We start from the raw sequence: 18,622 nt of genomic DNA on the forward strand, positions 1-18,622 counted from the left end.
TTGCTTGAAAACCAAGAATCGCTTCGTATTCTTGTCTGACCGTAAAAGACGCCATTTAATTTAACCTTAGCAGACATGAAACAATATAAAGCCGTCAACTGGAACGAACCTGAAAATGATTATGCGCTGATGTTTTGGGAGCAGAACATCAAGCAATTTTGGATCGACACCGAATACATCCCTTCGAAGGACATCGATAGCTGGAAATCCCTGTCGCCCGAGATGCGGGAGTGTTACAAGAAAGCGCTAGGCGGCCTTACGCTGCTGGATACGCTTCAAAGCAATACAGGGATGCCCAAAATCATGGACCACATCGATTCGTTGCAAAACAAATCGGTGCTGGCTTACATGTGCATGATGGAAGCCATTCATGCAAAATCGTATTCCACCATCTTCACGACGGTAGCAACCTCCCGGGATATCGAAGATATTTTCAACTGGGTTCAGCAGAACAAGTACTTGCAATTCAAGGCATCGACCATCGACAAATACTACCGAAGGTTAGCGGATACGGATATCAGCAAGGAAGATTTGTTTATGGGATTGTGCGCCTCGGTATTGTTGGAGTCGTTTTTATTCTATAGTGGTTTTTTCATTCCCTTGTGGCTTTGCGGACAGGGGCATATGGTTGCCAGTGCAGATATCATCAAGAAAATCATTGCGGATGAATCCATACACGGTGTATTTGTTGGCCTCCTGGCACAGGACGTATACAAGAAGTTGCCTAACCCCGAAGCTTCGAAAGAAAAGCTGGTTAATTTAATGAACGAATTGTACGAAAACGAATTGAAATATACCGAAGAAATTTATACCGATGTGGGACTTACGGCTGAGGTGAAAGAATACGTACGCTATAACGCCAATAAGGCACTTATGAATATGGGCTTCGAACCCATTTTTAAGGTCAAGCGCGTGAATCCGATTGTGCTCAATGGGCTCAATGTAGAAACCACCCAGCACGATTTCTTTTCCAAGAAATCGACCAACTACGAAAAAGCGACCGAGATTGTGCACCTTCGGGACGAAGATTTCGTGATGGACACGTCTATTGCAGTCTGATTTGGCAAACGAATCTATTCAACAAAAAGGGAGCTTATCGCTCCCTTTTTGTTGAACACCTAGTCCACCATTCCTTCCAACGCAAACAGAAACGAGTATTCCAAAGCGATTTCCTTGAGGTAGTCAAAGCGCCCTGAAGCACCGCCATGTCCATAATCCATTTCTGTCTTCAGCAGCAATACGTGGTTGTCTGTTTTAGTCGTTCGCAGCTTAGCTACCCATTTCGCGGGTTCAAAATACTGCACTTGGCTATCGTGCAATCCCGTTGTGACCAATATATGGGGATACGCTTTTGCCTCGATATTTTCATAAGGTGAGTAACGCTTGATGTATTCGTAGGCGTCTTCATCGTTCGGATTGCCCCACTCATCGTATTCATTGGTGGTCAGCGGAATCGATTCATCCAGCATGGTATTGACCACATCCACAAACGGCACCTGGGCCACGATGCCGTGCCACAGTTTAGGCGCCATATTGGCCACTGCGCCCATCAACAAACCGCCTGCACTCCCCCCCATAGCGTACAAATGTGCCGAAGATGTATACCGTTGATCCACCAGGAACTGTCCGCAATCAATGAAATCGGTAAACGAATTTTTCTTTTTCATCATCTTACCGTCTTCATACCACTGCCTTCCCATTTCCTGTCCGCCACGGATATGGGCGATGGCGAATACGAAGCCGCGGTCCAGCAGGCTGAGTCTACTTGAACTGAATGATGGGTCCATCGTCGCACCGTACGCCCCATACCCATATAACAGTAAGGGTGCGTTTCCATCTTTCTGAAACCCCTTTTTATACACCAGGGAGATGGGCACCAGCGTACCATCCTTGGCTGTTGCATACAGGCGTTCGGTGACGTAGTCGGCCCCATTGTATCCACCGACCACTTCCTGTTGTTTCAGTAACGTCTTTTTGTGGGTGACCATATCGTAGTCGTAGGTAGAAGACGGCGTGGTGAGCGATGTGTATCCATAACGCAGGGTGGACGTGTTGTACTCCGGATTGGCGGATGGATACGCGGTGTACGCCTCTTCCCCAAAATCCAGGTAGTGTTCGGAGCCGTCTTTCAGGTTACGGATCGCCAGTTGTGTTAGTCCATTTTTGCGTTCGGAGACCACTAGGAAGTCCCTGAATTCATCCACGTCTTCCAACAGTACATCCGGTCTGTGCGGAATAACTTCCTTCCAATGTTCCTGTCCGGTTTGATCAAACGGACATTCCATCAGTTTAAAGTTCGTAGCATTTTGATTGGTAACGATCAGAAAGCGATCGGCAAGCGCCGTTACGCTATATAACACTTCGGGCATACGGGGCTGAAAGACTTTAAAAGTTCCCATTGGGTCGTCCGCGTCGAGGTAACGGGTTTCTGAGGAGAGCGTACCACCGGAATAGATATAAATGAATTTACCCGACTTGGCTTTGCCCACGCCAATATAATTGGTGTTATCCGATTCGTGATAAACGACTCCATCGCCGTCGCTATCCGCTCCCAACGTATGCCGCATAATCTTTTCCGTCAGCAACGTTGCCGGATTGTTTTGGGTATAAAACAGCGTCCGATTATCGTTGGCCCAAACCGAGCCGCCCGATGTACCGGGGATTGCATCCCTCAGCACCTCTCCCGTTTCCAGATTTTTGACATGGATGGTATACTGCCGCCGCGACACCGTATCGACGCCATAGGCCAGCAGTCTATTATCCGGACTCACGTTGAACCCGCTGGCCGCATAATACGGATGCCCCTCCGCCAACCTGTCGACATCGAGCAGGATTTCCTCCGGTGCATCCAAGCCACCCTTTTTTCGGCAAAATTTGAAATATTGCTTTCCTTCCTCCGTGCGCGTGTAATAATAATATCCATTTTTAAAATAGGGAACAGATTCATCCTGTTCTTTGATGCGGCCCTTCATTTCATCAAATAGCTTGGCTTGCAGCGCCTCAGTGCCTTTCATCATGGAATCTGTATAGGCATTTTCCGCTTCCAAATATTCGATTACGGCCGACGAATCCGGACCTTTTTTGAAATAGTCATTTAACCAGTAATAGGGATCTGCTACGGTATCTCCGTGCAATGACCGGACATGCGGCTTTATAGCCGCGATGGGCGGATCAATTTGAGGCCATTGATAGGCTTTTCGATGAGATTTGTCCTGCGTGCAGGAAATAGCGATGGTACTCATTAATAACAGTAACGGGAGTTTAGACAGCAACAATCGTTTAGCATTCATGACTTCATGTAACTATGCCGGCACAAACTAAGATAAAATTGCTTTTATATACAAATTTACCGAAACGACATATGAAGCAATTTTATCGATCTCTCATCTGCCGCTGAAGAGTAGCTTTTATAGATGAAATGAAAGAATTATATCCAACAGTTAAACCTTTTTCCAAGATTTTTATCAAACTTTAACAATTGGCACATGGCAATAAACAGTATATTTGCTCGCACACAAAAATAATGCATATATGACGTTTCGCAAATTCGTTCATACGTTCTTTGTCACCCTCTTACCTTTATTATCCCTCGGCCAAGCAAACGACACGCCACCGGCCAATTGGTTTAATCTCGATTATGAACGGGACGGTGTGATGGGCATCAGCACTGAAAAAGCATACGAACTTTTACTGAAAGACAAAAAAAGCACGCCCGTGGTGGTGGCTGTGATTGATGGCGGTGTGGATGTAAACCACGAAGACCTCAAAGACGTTATGTGGATCAACGAAAAAGACAGTGCTTCAACAGGTAAGGACGAAGACGACAATGGCTACATTAACGATAAATATGGATGGAACTTTTTAGGCAATGCCAATGGCGAAAACGTACATTTCGACAACCTGGAAGTAACCCGATTGGTCAGAGAACTGGAACCAAAATATCGATCTGTACTGCCATCTACGCCGATGGACGGTGAAGAACGCAGGGAATTTTCCGAATACCAGGAGATGGTGACCTACTACGCCAATAAAATGCAGGAAGCCCGTTTTGGCCAGGTGAATTATATGGGGTTGAAACGAACGGTGGATACCATACTCGTAAAAATCGGAAAAGAAAATCCCACGCTCGCTGATTTCGATCGCTATAAACCCGAAGGCGATTTCGAAAAGATGGCGGTAAAAATCGTCAAAAAAGAACTGAAAGATGAGCCCGATTTCAGCAAATTCTACAAAGACCTGGAAGACGGTGTTACGCATTTTAACAACCAGGTCAACTATCACCTGAATAAAGAATTCGACTCGCGCGATACCGTAGGCGATGACTATGAGAATAGCCGTGAACGATACTATGGAAATCCAGATGTAACGGGTCCGGATGCCGACCACGGAACCCACGTGGCCGGTATTATCGGCGCTGTCCGCACGAATGACGTGGGTATCAAAGGCGTGGCCGACAACGTGCGCATCATGGCCGTCCGAACGGTCCCCGATGGGGATGAACGGGATAAGGACGTCGCCAATTCCATCCGTTATGCCGTCGAAAATGGTGCAAAAGTTATCAATATGAGTTTTGGCAAGGCGTTTGCCAAAGACAAACAAGTGGTGGACGATGCTGTGCGCTTTGCCCTGGAAAACGATGTTCTTCTTGTCCATGCAGCAGGAAATGAGGGTCAGGACAACGATGCGAATCCCAATTTTCCCAATCGAAACTACGTAGACAGCCTTGGCATCAACATGGGTGAGGCCGGTGCCTGGATCGAAGTAGGAGCTTCATCGTGGAAAAATGACGGTGACCTGGTTGCCTCTTTTTCCAACTATGGTCGCCGATCCGTTGATGTATTTGCCCCCGGCGTGGCGATTCATTCTACCATGCCCGGATCAACTTACGAAGATCAACAAGGCACGAGCATGGCTTCGCCGGTAGTAGCAGGTTTGGCTGCATTGATACGCTCATATTATCCACAACTACCCGCCATGGAAGTAAAGCGCGTGATTATGCAATCCGTTTCCCGTGTAGACCAACGCGTAAAGGTGAAGGGACCAGACGGGCGCAACATGCGGGTTTCCATGAACGAAATCTGTGTGACGGGTGGCATTGTCAATGCATTTAAAGCCTTGCAGCTGGCCGAACAAACCGCATCAGAAATCGTTAAGAAGAAATAAAACCCTTTCAAAAACGTCTTGATAGCCATACTAATCCGCTGTTTATCGCGTTATAAATCATATACGCAATAAATAGCGGTGCTTATGACAAAAACGTATACTTCCAAACATGCTTCACAGGATATCATCCGGAAATTAGAGCGGGACGCCATCCGGCTTGACCTTGACGATGAGCTATTTTATGATTTTCTTAAAAGCGATATGAACGCGCTGCTTCGTCAACCGCGTTCAAGCAGCATTCATCGAATCATTTCTTATTCGAAAGCGGGACAAGTGTCATTGATGTAACGCAGCGTCATGCTCAAAAAGGAACGATACCGGGCATTTGTCGACTATTTTTCCACGCACAACCCGGATGCTCAAACCGAATTAAATTATAGCAACCCCTTTGAGCTGCTCGTAGCGGTCATTCTTTCTGCACAATGTACCGACAAACGGATCAACCAGGTAACCCCTGCGTTATTTCGTCGATTTCCGGATGCAGAAAGCCTCGCAGCAAGCTCCTCCGATGAAGTATACAGCTACATCCGGAGTGTGAGTTACCCCAATAATAAGGCCAAGCACTTGGTTGGCATGGCGCAAAAACTGCTAGCCGAATTCCAGGGTGTCGTACCCCAAGAGGTTGCGGAATTACAGAAGCTGCCGGGGGTGGGTCGTAAAACAGCCAATGTCATTGCGTCTGTAGTATACAACGCGCCCGCTATTGCAGTAGACACCCATGTATTCCGCGTAGCCAATCGCATTGGACTTACAGACAACGCCAAAACGCCTTTGGCGGTAGAAAAGCAATTGGTGAAATATTTACCTAAAGATACTTTGGCAATTGCCCACCATTGGCTAATTTTACATGGCCGATATATCTGTGTTGCCCGTAGGCCGAAATGCGAAGAATGTCCACTTACATGGATGTGTAGGTACTTCGAAAAAGTGGTAAGTCGTAAATAGCGATTACTGAAGTGAAAAGCTGATAATCGCAGATGTAACCGATATAAAGCGGAATGCTGACCGCTGATATTAACAGCTCGTTGCTACTGACTAAAAGCCGAATGCCGGTAGCTAAAAGCAATGATTAAACGAAAAAAATTAGTAAGTAAAATTTATTTATCGTACCTTTGACCCGTTAATTACTAAAACTATGAGCAATCCAGAAAAACTAAAAGCATTACAGCTTACGTTAGATAAATTAGAGAAATCCTACGGGAAAGGGACCATTATGAAACTGGGAGATTCGGCAGTCGAACCCATCGATGCCATTTCTACCGGTTCCCTTGGATTGGATATTGCCCTGGGCATCGGCGGTGTCCCCAAAGGCCGTGTTATTGAGATCTATGGCCCGGAATCTTCCGGTAAAACAACGTTGGCAACCCATATCGTTGCGGAGGCACAAAAAAAGGGCGGCATTGCTGCCATTATCGACGCAGAGCACGCATTTGATAAATATTACGCAAGAAAATTAGGCGTCGATATTGAAAATCTATTGATTTCCCAACCTGACAACGGTGAACAAGCGTTGGAAATTGCGGACAATCTGATCCGTTCCGGAGCGATCGATGTCATCGTAATTGACTCGGTAGCGGCTTTGGTACCTAAAGGTGAGATCGAAGGTGAAATGGGCGACTCCAAAATGGGTCTGCAAGCCCGGTTGATGTCTCAAGCACTGCGGAAACTTACGGGTACGATTTCCAAAACCAACTGTTGCTGTATTTTCATCAATCAGTTGCGCGAAAAGATTGGCGTCATGTTTGGTAATCCGGAAACCACGACCGGAGGTAATGCACTTAAATTTTACGCATCGGTGCGGCTGGACATCCGTCGCATGGCACAAATTAAAGATGCAGATGAAGTAGCCGGAAACCGGGTGAAGGTCAAGATCGTGAAAAACAAGGTAGCGCCTCCCTTCCGCGTAGCCGAGTTTGATATTCTTTTTGGAGAAGGCATTTCCAAGGCCGGCGAAATCATTGATCTGGGTGTTGATTTCAACATCATCAAGAAATCCGGCTCCTGGTTCAGCTACGGCGACACCAAATTGGGTCAGGGTCGCGATGCGGTGAAAACATTGCTACTGGACAATCCCGACCTGATGGATGAGCTGGAAACGAAGATCAAAGCGGAAGTAACCGCAGAAAAACTGGAGGAGCTATAATAGCTCCTTTTTTGTTTACATACTTGGGGTCTTACCACCGTCCACAGGTATACTCACTCCATTGACATAGGATGCAGCGGGGGAAGCCAAAAATGCCACCACATTGGCGATTTCTTCCGGCTGACCGATGCGCTTCAGGGGAATGGCATTTTTCATTCGCTTTTCCACTTCCTCTACTGATTGCCCACTCGCCTGTGCATTTTGTTCCATCAATGCTCCGAGCCTCGACGTGTAGGTTGATCCCGGCAGTACGTTATTAACGGTAATTCCGAATTGCCCGATTTCATTAGCCAGCGTTTTGGCCCAGGACGCTACTGCTGCTCGGATCGTGTTGGATACACCGAGATTTGGCAGCGGCGTTTTGACCGATGTGGAGATGATATTAACGATCCGGCCATGGACGGCACCTTTCATGGCGGGAAGCACGGCATTCACTAGCAGCTGATTGCAGATTACATGCTGTTTGAACGCATTTTCCAAATCATCCTTCGAGGCATCTGTAATTGGACCGGCGGCCGGACCGCCAGTATTATTGATCAAAATCGTCACAGAAAAACGTTCAACAACCCGTGCAACCGCCAAGCGAACAGCTTCGGGATCTGAGAAATCAGCAACTTCGTATGTGTGGGATTGCTGATCCGGAACGGGTAGTTCGTCGACTGCTGCCTGTAGCTTTTGCTCATTACGGGCCAACAAAATACAAGTAGCGCCGAATGAAGCTAATTCTTTGGCCACCGCTAAACCGATGCCCTGGGTACTACCGCAGACGAGGGCATGTTTATTTCTTAAGGATAAGTTCATAGTAATTAATGATCTTCAACAAAGGTAACGCATAATCGGTTTGTAGATAGCGCAATTTTATCTAAGTTTGCTTGCGACAATAGGGAAATTCAACTATACCTATTAAACCAATTAGCGTTAGGATATGAATATGGAAACCAAAGACAGATGATATATATTATTCTAAACCTTCTATTATCTTGGTACCTGCCTCAATCGGATAATCAAGCAATTACCACAAACGGAAACCAACAGCCTGTTCTCACAATTGGGTTGGTGGCCGATATCCAATATTGCGACTGCGACACACACATTAATCGGTATTACCGAAAGTCGTTAACCAAATTACAGGAAGCGGTCGATGCCTTTAACCAGAAAGATGTAGACTTTGTCATTAATCTGGGAGATATGATCGATCGGGACTATAAGAGTTTTGGGCCGGTACTTGATAAACTTTCTGGTCTCAACATGCCAATTTACCATGTGTTAGGCAATCATGATTTTGCAGTTGACTCAAACAGGCTTCCGCAAATCCCCAACACGCTGGGCATGAAAACCCGATTTTATTCGATAAAAAAAGGAAACTATCAGCTCATCTTTCTGGATGGCAATGATGTGAGTACATTCGGTCATGCAACTAATACCAAAGAGCATGCATCAGCGCTAGAACAGTTGGCATATCTGAAATCAAAAAATGCTGCCAACGCCAAAGATTGGAATGGTGGCATTGGTGAAGAACAATTCAAATGGCTGGAAAGCGAGTTGGCCACGGCAAATGCAAGTGATGAGGCCGTTATCCTACTGTGCCATTATCCACTCTTTCCAGCAGGCGCTGCCCACAACCTTTGGAATGAGGAACAATTGAAAAAGCTAATCAACCAAAATTCTTCAGTCATTGCTTACTTTAATGGGCACCAACACAGCGGGGGATATGAATATGCCGAAGGTATCCATTACGTTAATTTCAAAGGAATGGTAGAAGGGCCGGAAAATGCCTTTTCTATCGTAAATATCTATCAAGATCGTATTCAAATCATTGGATATGGAAGTGAAGAATCCCGGGAGTTGCCGTCCGGCATTCGATCTTCAATGTAATGTTATCCGGCTGGGGACAGGCCTTGGAGATTGGCTAGGGTTTGTCCCCTGCTTATGAAATTGTTTCTCCCTAAAATCACTACATTCGCAGGGAGGAATATCGGATGCCCGAATATGCTGCCCATACGGATGAAACGTTGCTACCTTTGCTGCAAAAGGGTGACCGGGAAGCGTATACCGAAATTTACAATCGTTATCACGGACTCCTGTACGTATTCGCGTACAACCGGCTTAAAAATCGAGAGGAAGCAAAAGATATTATTCACGAATTATTCCTTAAGCTTTGGCGAGACCGTGCATTTCTGCAAATCACAGGCCGTCTTTCGGTCTACTTGTACACCGCCGTTCGCAACCGCATAATCAATTCCATTACCCATCAGCAGATCGCCAATCGCTACATCGATTCCTTCCTTTCCTACATCGAAGCGGTTGATTCTCAATCGGCAGATTACCTAGCTCGACACAATGACCTGCAAGCATTTATTGAAAAAGAAATCGCGAGCCTGCAACCACGCATGCGTGAGGTGTTCGAATTAAGTCGCCACACGAATCTTTCACGTAAGGAAATCGCTGAGAAACTGGGGGTTTCGGAAGAAACGGTCAAGAGCCATATGCACAACGCACTGAAGGTATTGAAAGCACGACTGGGGAACCTCTTTTTTCTCGCTTTTTTAACTTTCTGAAAAATTTTCACTTTTTACTCACCCCTTCTCCTTCCTCAACTGTCTTTCTCATACAAACGGCAACAGCTAACCCACTATGAACAGGGAAGATGTAAAAGATATATTGACACGCTATCGTACCGATACATGTACAGAAGCCGAACGGCAATTGGTGGAACGCTGGATAGTACACGGCAGTGCCGATCCATTGGATTTGAGCGACGACCAACTATTGGAAGATCTGTTGGCTATTCGGTTGCGTCTGGAACGCGATTTCCGGGCAGAAAAAGCCACAATGACATACCGCTTTCGCCGATGGTTACCTTATGTCGCCGCAATTGTATTTCTCTTATCGGCTGGACTTTGGCTATTCCGTGATCAGTGGACAGGTAGTAAACAGCCAAGCACAGAAAGCCAACTGGTGGATATCGCACCTGGCGGCAACCGAGCTACGCTCACGCTAGCAGATGGACGCACAGTCAACTTAAGTGTAGCTCAGAAAGGGATTGTCGTAGGAGACGGTGTAACCTACCTGGATGGCAGCAAACTCGTTGAAAACGGAAATATGAAGACGGCATCTACCTTTAATTCCATAACGACTCCGAAAGGTGGCACCTACCAAATTAAACTTGCCGATGGCACCACCGTGTGGCTCAACTCCGCTTCCACATTGAAATATCCTTCTCATTTCGACAAGAAAGAACGTGTAGTTGAACTACAAGGGGAAGCCTATTTTGACGTCCGATCTATACACTCCACACCTACACCCTTCCGAGTGATTACTCCAGGACACGCCGTGGAGGTACTAGGCACCCAATTTAATATCTCTGCATATGCGGAGGACGTTGAAACTAAAACCACCTTGGTTGCGGGACGTGTCCGAGTGCAAACCGTCGGCCGCACAACAAATCACACCGCCGTTCTCCAACCGGGGCAGCAAAGCACGGTATCGGAAAGTGGGGTCGCTGTAAATGACGTCGATGTATCTCCGTTCATCGGCTGGAAGGATGGATTCTTTATCTTTAAAGGAACGGAGTTGCGCGAAGCGATGAAACAGATCGGTCGCTGGTACAACGTGGAGGTGATTTACGAAGGATTCATCTCACCAACGCCATTTTACGGAAAAATCAGTCGGGAAGACACGCTTGCCGAGGTACTTGCTATTCTGAAAGAAGGCAATATAAATTTCCGGATCGAACAGCAGGCTACTTCCAACCGGTTAGTGGTCATGCCTTGAAGAAAAACTACGAACCCATGTAATGTTTAACCAATAAATCTTAAGGAGGAACAAATGAAAAAAATCAAGACTTGACCAAACGAGACATGCCACCGTCCATCAAAAGACCGGAAAGTGTTAGAGGCACCATCCGGTCGTATCTGGATGTCACTGAGGCATTGCCATAAGGCACGATGAAATAACCAATTAGTTTATCCAAACAATACAAACATATGATTTTTTGTTCATGTGTTAAAGGTCACTTTTGGCTTTTAACAAACCGATTATTACTGATTATGAAATTAGCCGTTTTTCTGACATTGATAACGGTGCTGAAGGTCGCGGCTGGAGGGTATGCGCAAACCATCACCTTAAAGGCCCAAAACATGACCCTTCCTACCGCCATGGAGCGTATACAGGCACAAAGTGGTTATTTATTTTTCCTGAAGGGTGAAAAGCTGGCTAAGATGAAAGTAACCGCCCATATCAAGGAAGCGGCGTTACCTGAAGCCTTAGACCTGTTGACCAAAGACATGGGGCTCGAATGGATAATTAAGGACAGGACGATCATTATCCGTTCAGGGAGACAGCGAGCGATAGAAAAAAACACCGAAAATTTATCAGTACAGGAACGCGTTGTCGTCGGAAAGGTGGTGGATGAAACCGGGGGGCCGCTTGAAGGGGTTACCGTAACTGTGAAGGGATATGCAACAGCCACCACTACCGATGCAGAAGGGAATTATCGCATTACGTTGCCGAATGATGGTAATATCCTGATATTTAGCATCGTCGGGTTTGAAGCCCATGAAGAGACTATCGGTAATCATGGCCGGATCAATGCCTCGTTAAAAGCGTCGGTTAGCGACCTTGATGAAGTGATAGTAGTAGGATACGGTACACAACGTAAAGGGGATCTCACTGGTGCCATTTCTTCGATGACAGCTGACGACATCAAACAAACCCAAGTGCTCTCCCCTGATCAGGCATTGCAGGGAAAAGCAGCAGGTGTTGAAGTCACCCAAACATCAGGGCAACCGGGCGCCAGTAGCCGGATTAGAATCCGTGGCGGCAATTCGATTTCTGCGGGCAACGAGCCTCTATATGTAATTGACGGCTTTCCGATTTACAATAACAATAGTGCCAGCAACACCGGCGCAGGCCGGGCACCAAGCCTCAATGCCTTGGCTGCCATAAATCCATCGGACATCGTTTCGATGGAAATACTGAAAGACGCATCAGCGACAGCAATTTATGGCTCACGAGGTGCCAATGGGGTTGTCATGATTACCACAAAACGTGGAAAGGCAGGTGTCAATAACGTTGCATTCGAATCGAGTTTCGGTGTTCAGAAAGTCCGACACACCATCCCCATGTTAAATGCCCGTGAATATGCTTCGTTTGAAAACGAAATATTTCTGTATCAACGGGATATACTGAAGCAAAGTAACCGGGTACCCGTCTACACAGATGAACAAATTGCATCGCTCGGAGAAGGGACAAATTGGCAAAACGAGCTCTTCCGTACAGCTCCGATCCAAAATTACCACATTGCATTTTCGGGAGGAGACGACAACATGCAGTATGCATTGACTGGAGGTTATACAGATCAACAAGGTATTATTCTCAATTCAGATTATAAGCGCTATTCGACACGGCTTAATTTAGACAGGAAGGTCGGTAAACGCGTAAAAATAGGAAACAGTTCCACCTTAAGTTTAACCACATCCGATCTGGCATTTACCGGCGCAGCAGCAAGCGTACAAGGGGGTAACACGGGTGTGGTCGGTGTCGCACTTCATTTTAATCCAATAAATCCTGTACGTGATCCTGCAACCCATGAATATACCTTCCAGGATTATAACATTGGCGAAGTCCCCGGTGCACAGAACAGAAACGTTCCATTCTACAATCCGGTCGCAATGGCTATGGAGGCAACCAACCAAAGCAATACCTTTCGGGCACTAAACAACCTGTATGCTGAGATTGATCTAATGAAAAATCTAACATTTCGGACCAGCCTAGGCGCAGATTACATGACCACCAAGCAAAAAAACTACATGCCGAGGTCTATCCGGTTTGCCGAACCGGTAGGTGGCCAGGCCCGGATGGGGCAGGCTCAGTCACTCTCTTGGTTAAATGAGAACACGTTGACTTACAAGATCGCATTCGGAGATCATCAATTAGATCTGTTGGGCGGATATACGGCACAATCTTACAGACGCGAAAACTTTTGGGTTTACGATGAAGGATTCGTCAACGATTTCCTGGAAGAGAATAATATCGGAACCGGTAGCCGTACGGTGCTGCTAAACCGGCCCTCTGTATCCGAATGGGGGCTGCTCTCTTACCTAATAAGAGCCAACTATAACCTTAAGGATCGATACCTTGTCACCGTCTCTGCACGATACGACGGATCGTCGAGATTCGGAAAAGACAATAAGTGGGGTTTTTTTCCCTCGGCTGCCTTTGCATGGAAGCTTTCCGAAGAGGCATTTATAAAATCGCTCAATTTGTTTTCTCAATTGAAACTACGCGCAAGCTACGGCATGACCGGCAATCAGGAAATCGGAGTTTATCAGTCGTTAGCTCAATTGACAAATGGTGTTTATACCCTGGATGAGACCAATGCAAACGGCTATTCCCCAGTACGCATTGCCAACCCCGATCTACGGTGGGAGTCTACTTCTCAATTGGATATTGGTATAGACGCTGGTTTTTGGGATGGTCGGGTTTCGTTAACGGCCGACTACTACCTGAAAAACACCAAAGATCTTCTGCTAAATGTACAGATACCCTCCTCCAGCGGATTCACTACCTCCCTGCAAAACGTCGGCAGCTTGCAAAACAAAGGATTTGAATTTTACGTCAACACGGTGATTCTCCAAGGAGATATAGCCTGGGATTTTTCAGTCAATTTTTCGACCAACCGGAACCGGATAATGAACTTAGGTAGGGAGGAACAACGGCTGATTTATACTGACTGGAATGTGCTAAAGGGTCAACCTGCGTCCCTGCTTGAAGTCGGACAACCGATCGGACGGTTTATTGGCTGGAAAACAAATGGCTGGTTCTTGACCGACGAGGAAGCCGCCCTGGCTCCAGACCAAACACCAGCAGACCAAAATCCGTTACAGCTGGGTGGGAACATCCGATATGTGGATATCAACGGTGACAACGTCGTGAATGATGAAGACAGAACAGTGATCGGCCATGCATTGCCTGATTGGACCGGAGGCTTTTCTACTTCAATCGGTTACAAGGGTTTCCAACTGAATACTGCCTGGGCATTCTCCTATGGAAATGACGTCATGAATTTCAATAAATTGGAAAATCACTTCGGTATCGGACGGTACAATGCGAGTAAAAACTTCAACAAACGATGGTCGTACATGAACACACCGGAGGAAAACAGAAATGCAACCGCCCCGACGGTACTTGACAGCCGTAACTTATTTTCGGTAATCGATTATTGGGTAGAAGATGCGTCCTACCTGCGCATGCGCAGCGTCACCCTTTCTTATACCCTACCTCAGCTCAAACCCCCATTTATCAAGAGCGCACAGGTCTATATCTCCGGGCAAAACCTCCTAACGTTTACGAATTATACGGGTTTCGATCCGGAGGTAAGTCTTGGCGAACAAGACAATTTGCTCCTTGGATTCGATTATGGTTCATATCCTTCAGCAAAGACGTACATGGTAGGTTTACGATTTGATTTTTAACGATTTTCAAAAAAGCAGAACATGAAAAGAAAATATATTTTAATTGCATTTTTCCCGATAATTTTATCCTGCACTGGTTTGCTGGATGAAAATCCGGAGACATTCATTGACCCGAATCGTTTTTACCGCAACATCGACGAAGCAACAGCGGCCACGTATGGCATTTACGATATGTTACCATCTATGTACCGAAATCCATACATGACCGCTTTTGCGGATGTATCTTCCAACAGCTTCAAAGTCACTTCAGCCTCGGCTACTGACTTTCAGCCGTTTGATATCCATAGCATCAGCTCGTCCAACGATCTATTGACGAATTTTTGGGAAGCCTCCTATCGGGGAATTAATCGGGCAAATGCTGTACTTGATCGGATTTCGAACGTAGAAGGTGATCAAAACAGAAAGAACGAAATCGTCGGTGAAGCAAAATTCTTACGCGCGCTCTTCTATTTCAACCTAGTGAGACTATTCGGTGATGTTCCCCTGTCACTACACGAAACCGTTGCTCTTACTGACCTGAATTTGGCACGTACCCCTTTGACAGAGGTTTATCATCAAATCGTAGACGACCTGCTCGATGCAAAAAACCAACTACCTGCGTTTCCTCGGCAAGCAGGTCGCGCAGATTTGTATGCTGCCACCGCGCTGCTCAGTAAGGTCTACTTAACCATCATGGACTATCCCAATGCAGCTAAAATGGCCGAAGAAGTGATTCTATCCGGCAAGCATGACCTGTGGGGACACTATCGAGAAGCGTTTCTCGAGAAGAATGATAATGGCAAAGAATCGATTTTCGCTGTCCAGTTCAGAAAAGATGTCGATGGTCTGAATCTCAATCAATGGGCGCTTTCCCCTCTTTTGAACAGTTATGTGGCTGGAGGATCTCTATTGGATTTGATGGAAATTACCGATGAACTGCTGAATGGTTATGAAGAGGGAGATCAACGCAAGGATCTAAATGCGGTTTCGCAGTATATTACCGCAGATAACAAAGTCATCAACTTTCAGGCATTGTGTTTTAAATATACGGATGGCATCTTCACCGATAAGGCAGAGCCTGCCTTCAATAATGCCGGCAACTCCGGTGTCAATTATCAGATTCTGCGTTACGCAGACGTTCTGCTAATATTTGCGGAGGCACAAAATGAAATATCAGGACCAACCCCAGCTGCATATGATGCAATCAACCGTGTAAGACGCCGCGCTTTTGGACTTCCCTTGGATATACCTTCACGCCATGATTTAATGGAACTTAGTAAAGAAACCTTTCGTGAAGCCATATGGCAGGAACGATTCCTTGAATTACCATTTGAAGGAAACCAGTGGTTTGACCTCATCAGAACAGGGCGTGCAGAAGCTACCCTGGATATTCCGACTGAAAAAACTCTTTATCCCATTCCACAACGGGAAATCGACGTGAACAACCAGTTAATACAAAATCCCGGATATAATTAACAAGTATGATTTTCAGAACTAAGCATTTTCACACATTCATAGCAAGCAGGTATACCTGCTTGTTATTGAAGCTTTCCTGTATCGGTCTAAGCTTTGTCCCCACAGGATGTGCTACGGATATCCGGCCTCATCATTATGACGTCGTCGTATACGGCGCTACACCCGGTGGCGTCACGGCTGCCATCCAAGCGGCAGAAATGGGTAAAAAAGTAGCGCTTCTCGAACCCTCGGGACACATTGGAGGAATATTGGCGGAAGGTTTAGGTGCATCTGACATCGATAACCATCCCGAGTTTCAAAACAGTCCGGCAATCGGCGGACTAGCACTTGAGTTTTATAGACGCATCGCCATCGAATACGACCGACTGGACGATTGGAAAAATGCAGTGGATAAAAAGGAAAAAAAACCACTCCTTTGGCGTTTCGAGTCCTCTGTTGCTGAAAAAATTCTGACCAACTGGGTAACAACCAGCGGTGTAGACGTATACTATCAAGCGGCTTTGGAAGAATCGGATAATGCGGTAATTAAGCACGGAACAACCATCAATACGATCCGAACCACGCATGGATTGAATTTTACCGCTCGGATTTTTATCGATGCTTCCATCGAAGGCGATTTGCTACACAAGGCAGGCGTCTCGACAATTATCGGACGAGAATCCAATACCATGTACGATGAAGAACTCAATGGTATCAGGGGACACACTTCACACAATCAATTTGCGGTTGCGGTAGACCCTTATCGAATCCCTGGAGATTCGACAAGCGGACTCATCCCGACCATCCAAGATGAACCCCTGGGCACACCCGGCGCGGGCGATCACCGTCTTCAGGCCTATTGTTTCCGGGTTTGCCTTACCAACGACACCGCAAACCAGCTTGCATTTAAAAAACCCAGGAATTACCGTCGCGATGCCTATGAAATCTACCTGCGCTACCTAAAAGCGGGCGGCAAATTATATATGCCTCGCGTAAATATTCCGAACAACAAAACGGATTTTAACGGAGGAGCAGATCTCTCCCACAATCTTTATGGAATGAATTACGACTACCCAGCCGGCGACTATGGAAAACGCTCGGAGGTTCTCCAATACCATCGTGACTTTACAGAGGGGCTATTTTACTTCCTAGCAAACGACGAGGAGGTAGCTATTCTCGCACCCGATCTACAGCACGAATGGTCGAAATGGGGGCTAACCCGCGATGAGTTTACCGATAACGATGGATGGCCAAGGCAATTTTACATCAGGGACGCAAGGCGTATGGTATCAGATTACGTTATTACGGAACATCATATAAAAAAAGCCGGGGCAATTGCTGTTGACGATCCTGTCGCCATGGCGTTTTGGCCTCCCGATGTACACAGTGTCCGCCGGATTGTCAGAGGTGGTAAAGCGTACAATGAAGGATTCGTTTTCGGCGGTGATTGGTGGAAACCGTTCGGCATTTCTTATCGGGCCTTATACCCCAAACCTTCCGAATGTACCAATTTGCTCACTCCCACGTGTCCGTCGTCCAGTCATATTGCATATGGCGGAATACGGATTGAATGGACATTCATGGCATTGGGACAAGCCGTGGGTACTGCGGCAGTCCTGGCCATTAACGATGATGCGGACGTCCAAAAAGTTGACTACATGCGCTTACGAAGCCGACTGTTACAGGACCATCAGGTCTTAAACCTGGAATGACGGGATGCAATTTAGGGGGTGCCGCGGGTGCGGCCTATTTTATTTCCAAAAAAAACGTAGCTTTGGTAAATTTCCAATTATGCCGCACCCGTCGTCCCAAATAACTCCCGACTTGCTACGCATGTTGCGTGATGGAGATGCCACGGCCTTTGGAAGAATATACAACATTTTTGCGCCGGTACTTTACCAACGATTGTTACGTCTGTTAAAGGATACCGACACCGTGGAAGAAATCCTGCAGGACACCTTTCTGAAGCTTTGGGAAAAACGCGCACAAATAGATCCCGAACAGGCATTCACAACATACCTTTACCGCATTGCAGACCATCTAGCCATTGATGTATTCCGCAGGATAAGCCGTGATAAAGTATTGCAACAGGAGTTATGGGCCAGCACCCTAAGCTTCTACCTCCATACCGAGGAAACGTTTCTGGCCAAGGAACAGCGGCAGCTGATTTCCATGGCCATCGAGCAATTGCCACCGAAACGGAAACAAATTCTTATACTGTGTAAACTGGAAGATAAAAGTTATCAGGAAGTGGCCCAATTAATGGGGATTTCTGTCTCCACTGTCAGCAACCAATTAGTGAAGGCCATTAAGGAAATCAAAAATTATGTGCTCCTATCTACCGGTGGTGAGCAAGTGATTATCCTTTCTCTTCTATTTTCATCTTACATTTATTAATCTGTACCAC

At 46.4% G+C, this 18,622-nt stretch carries 14 protein-coding genes; 12 read left to right on the forward strand and 2 right to left on the reverse strand.

From position 1 onward, the window contains the following. The first annotated feature begins 75 nt into the window (after positions 1-75). Positions 76-1,059 (forward strand): class 1b ribonucleoside-diphosphate reductase subunit beta, encoded by a 984-nt coding sequence (nrdF, locus tag BMZ56_RS07650; RefSeq protein ID WP_090625984.1) that lies wholly within the window; start codon positions 76-78, stop codon positions 1,057-1,059. A 59-nt stretch (positions 1,060-1,118) separates the two neighbouring features. On the opposite strand, the gene BMZ56_RS07655 is transcribed toward nrdF, so the two are convergent. Then, the gene (locus tag BMZ56_RS07655; protein WP_218146504.1) at positions 1,119-3,290 is read right to left on the reverse strand and encodes a S9 family peptidase; all 2,172 of its coding nucleotides are present in this window, start codon (positions 3,288-3,290) and stop codon (positions 1,119-1,121) included. A 241-nt stretch (positions 3,291-3,531) separates the two neighbouring features. Here BMZ56_RS07655 and BMZ56_RS07660 point away from each other — a divergent pair, with 241 nt between their 5' ends. The 4 genes from BMZ56_RS07660 (at position 3,532) to recA (ending at position 7,306) form a co-directional block, all read left to right on the forward strand. Then, positions 3,532-5,163 carry a S8 family peptidase gene (locus BMZ56_RS07660; RefSeq protein ID WP_090625985.1) on the forward strand — a complete coding sequence of 544 codons (1,632 nt, stop codon included), beginning with the start codon at positions 3,532-3,534 and terminating at the stop codon, positions 5,161-5,163. An 84-nt stretch (positions 5,164-5,247) separates the two neighbouring features. Further along, positions 5,248-5,451 carry a hypothetical protein gene (locus BMZ56_RS07665; protein ID WP_090625986.1) on the forward strand — a complete coding sequence of 68 codons (204 nt, stop codon included), beginning with the start codon at positions 5,248-5,250 and terminating at the stop codon, positions 5,449-5,451. A gap of 9 nt (positions 5,452-5,460) precedes the next feature. Further along, positions 5,461-6,108: an endonuclease III gene (gene nth, locus BMZ56_RS07670; RefSeq protein ID WP_090625987.1), complete on the forward strand. Its 648-nt coding sequence runs from the start codon at positions 5,461-5,463 to the stop codon at positions 6,106-6,108. A 190-nt stretch (positions 6,109-6,298) separates the two neighbouring features. Beyond that, positions 6,299-7,306 carry a recombinase RecA gene (recA, locus tag BMZ56_RS07675; protein ID WP_090625988.1) on the forward strand — a complete coding sequence of 336 codons (1,008 nt, stop codon included), beginning with the start codon at positions 6,299-6,301 and terminating at the stop codon, positions 7,304-7,306. A 15-nt stretch (positions 7,307-7,321) separates the two neighbouring features. On the opposite strand, the gene BMZ56_RS07680 is transcribed toward recA, so the two are convergent. Next, positions 7,322-8,107: an SDR family oxidoreductase gene (locus tag BMZ56_RS07680; protein ID WP_090625989.1), complete on the reverse strand. Its 786-nt coding sequence runs from the start codon at positions 8,105-8,107 to the stop codon at positions 7,322-7,324. Positions 8,108-8,254: 147 nt separating this feature from the next. On the opposite strand from BMZ56_RS07680, the gene BMZ56_RS07685 reads away from it, so the two are divergent. The 7 genes from BMZ56_RS07685 to BMZ56_RS07715 all read left to right on the forward strand — a co-directional run bounded on the left by BMZ56_RS07685 (position 8,255) and on the right by BMZ56_RS07715 (position 18,612). Next, positions 8,255-9,181, forward strand: a complete 927-nt coding sequence (locus BMZ56_RS07685; RefSeq protein ID WP_090625990.1) for a metallophosphoesterase — start codon at positions 8,255-8,257, stop codon at positions 9,179-9,181. Positions 9,182-9,285: 104 nt separating this feature from the next. After that, positions 9,286-9,864, forward strand: coding sequence for an RNA polymerase sigma factor (locus BMZ56_RS07690; protein ID WP_090625991.1), 579 nt, complete (start codon positions 9,286-9,288; stop codon positions 9,862-9,864). 76 nt (positions 9,865-9,940) lie between these two features. After that, positions 9,941-11,080, forward strand: coding sequence for a FecR family protein (locus BMZ56_RS07695; RefSeq protein WP_090625992.1), 1,140 nt, complete (start codon positions 9,941-9,943; stop codon positions 11,078-11,080). A gap of 275 nt (positions 11,081-11,355) precedes the next feature. Continuing rightward, positions 11,356-14,781, forward strand: coding sequence for a SusC/RagA family TonB-linked outer membrane protein (locus tag BMZ56_RS07700; RefSeq protein ID WP_177195077.1), 3,426 nt, complete (start codon positions 11,356-11,358; stop codon positions 14,779-14,781). A gap of 21 nt (positions 14,782-14,802) precedes the next feature. Further along, positions 14,803-16,236, forward strand: coding sequence for a RagB/SusD family nutrient uptake outer membrane protein (locus tag BMZ56_RS07705; RefSeq protein ID WP_090625994.1), 1,434 nt, complete (start codon positions 14,803-14,805; stop codon positions 16,234-16,236). A gap of 5 nt (positions 16,237-16,241) precedes the next feature. Next, positions 16,242-17,927 (forward strand): FAD-dependent oxidoreductase, encoded by a 1,686-nt coding sequence (locus BMZ56_RS07710; protein WP_090625995.1) that lies wholly within the window; start codon positions 16,242-16,244, stop codon positions 17,925-17,927. 79 nt (positions 17,928-18,006) lie between these two features. After that, positions 18,007-18,612, forward strand: coding sequence for an RNA polymerase sigma factor (locus BMZ56_RS07715; protein ID WP_177195078.1), 606 nt, complete (start codon positions 18,007-18,009; stop codon positions 18,610-18,612). The last annotated feature ends 10 nt before the right edge of the window (positions 18,613-18,622 follow it).

Origin of the sequence: Parapedobacter indicus, assembly GCF_900113765.1 — a bacterium.
Classification (GTDB): Bacteria; Bacteroidota; Bacteroidia; order Sphingobacteriales; family Sphingobacteriaceae; genus Parapedobacter; species Parapedobacter indicus.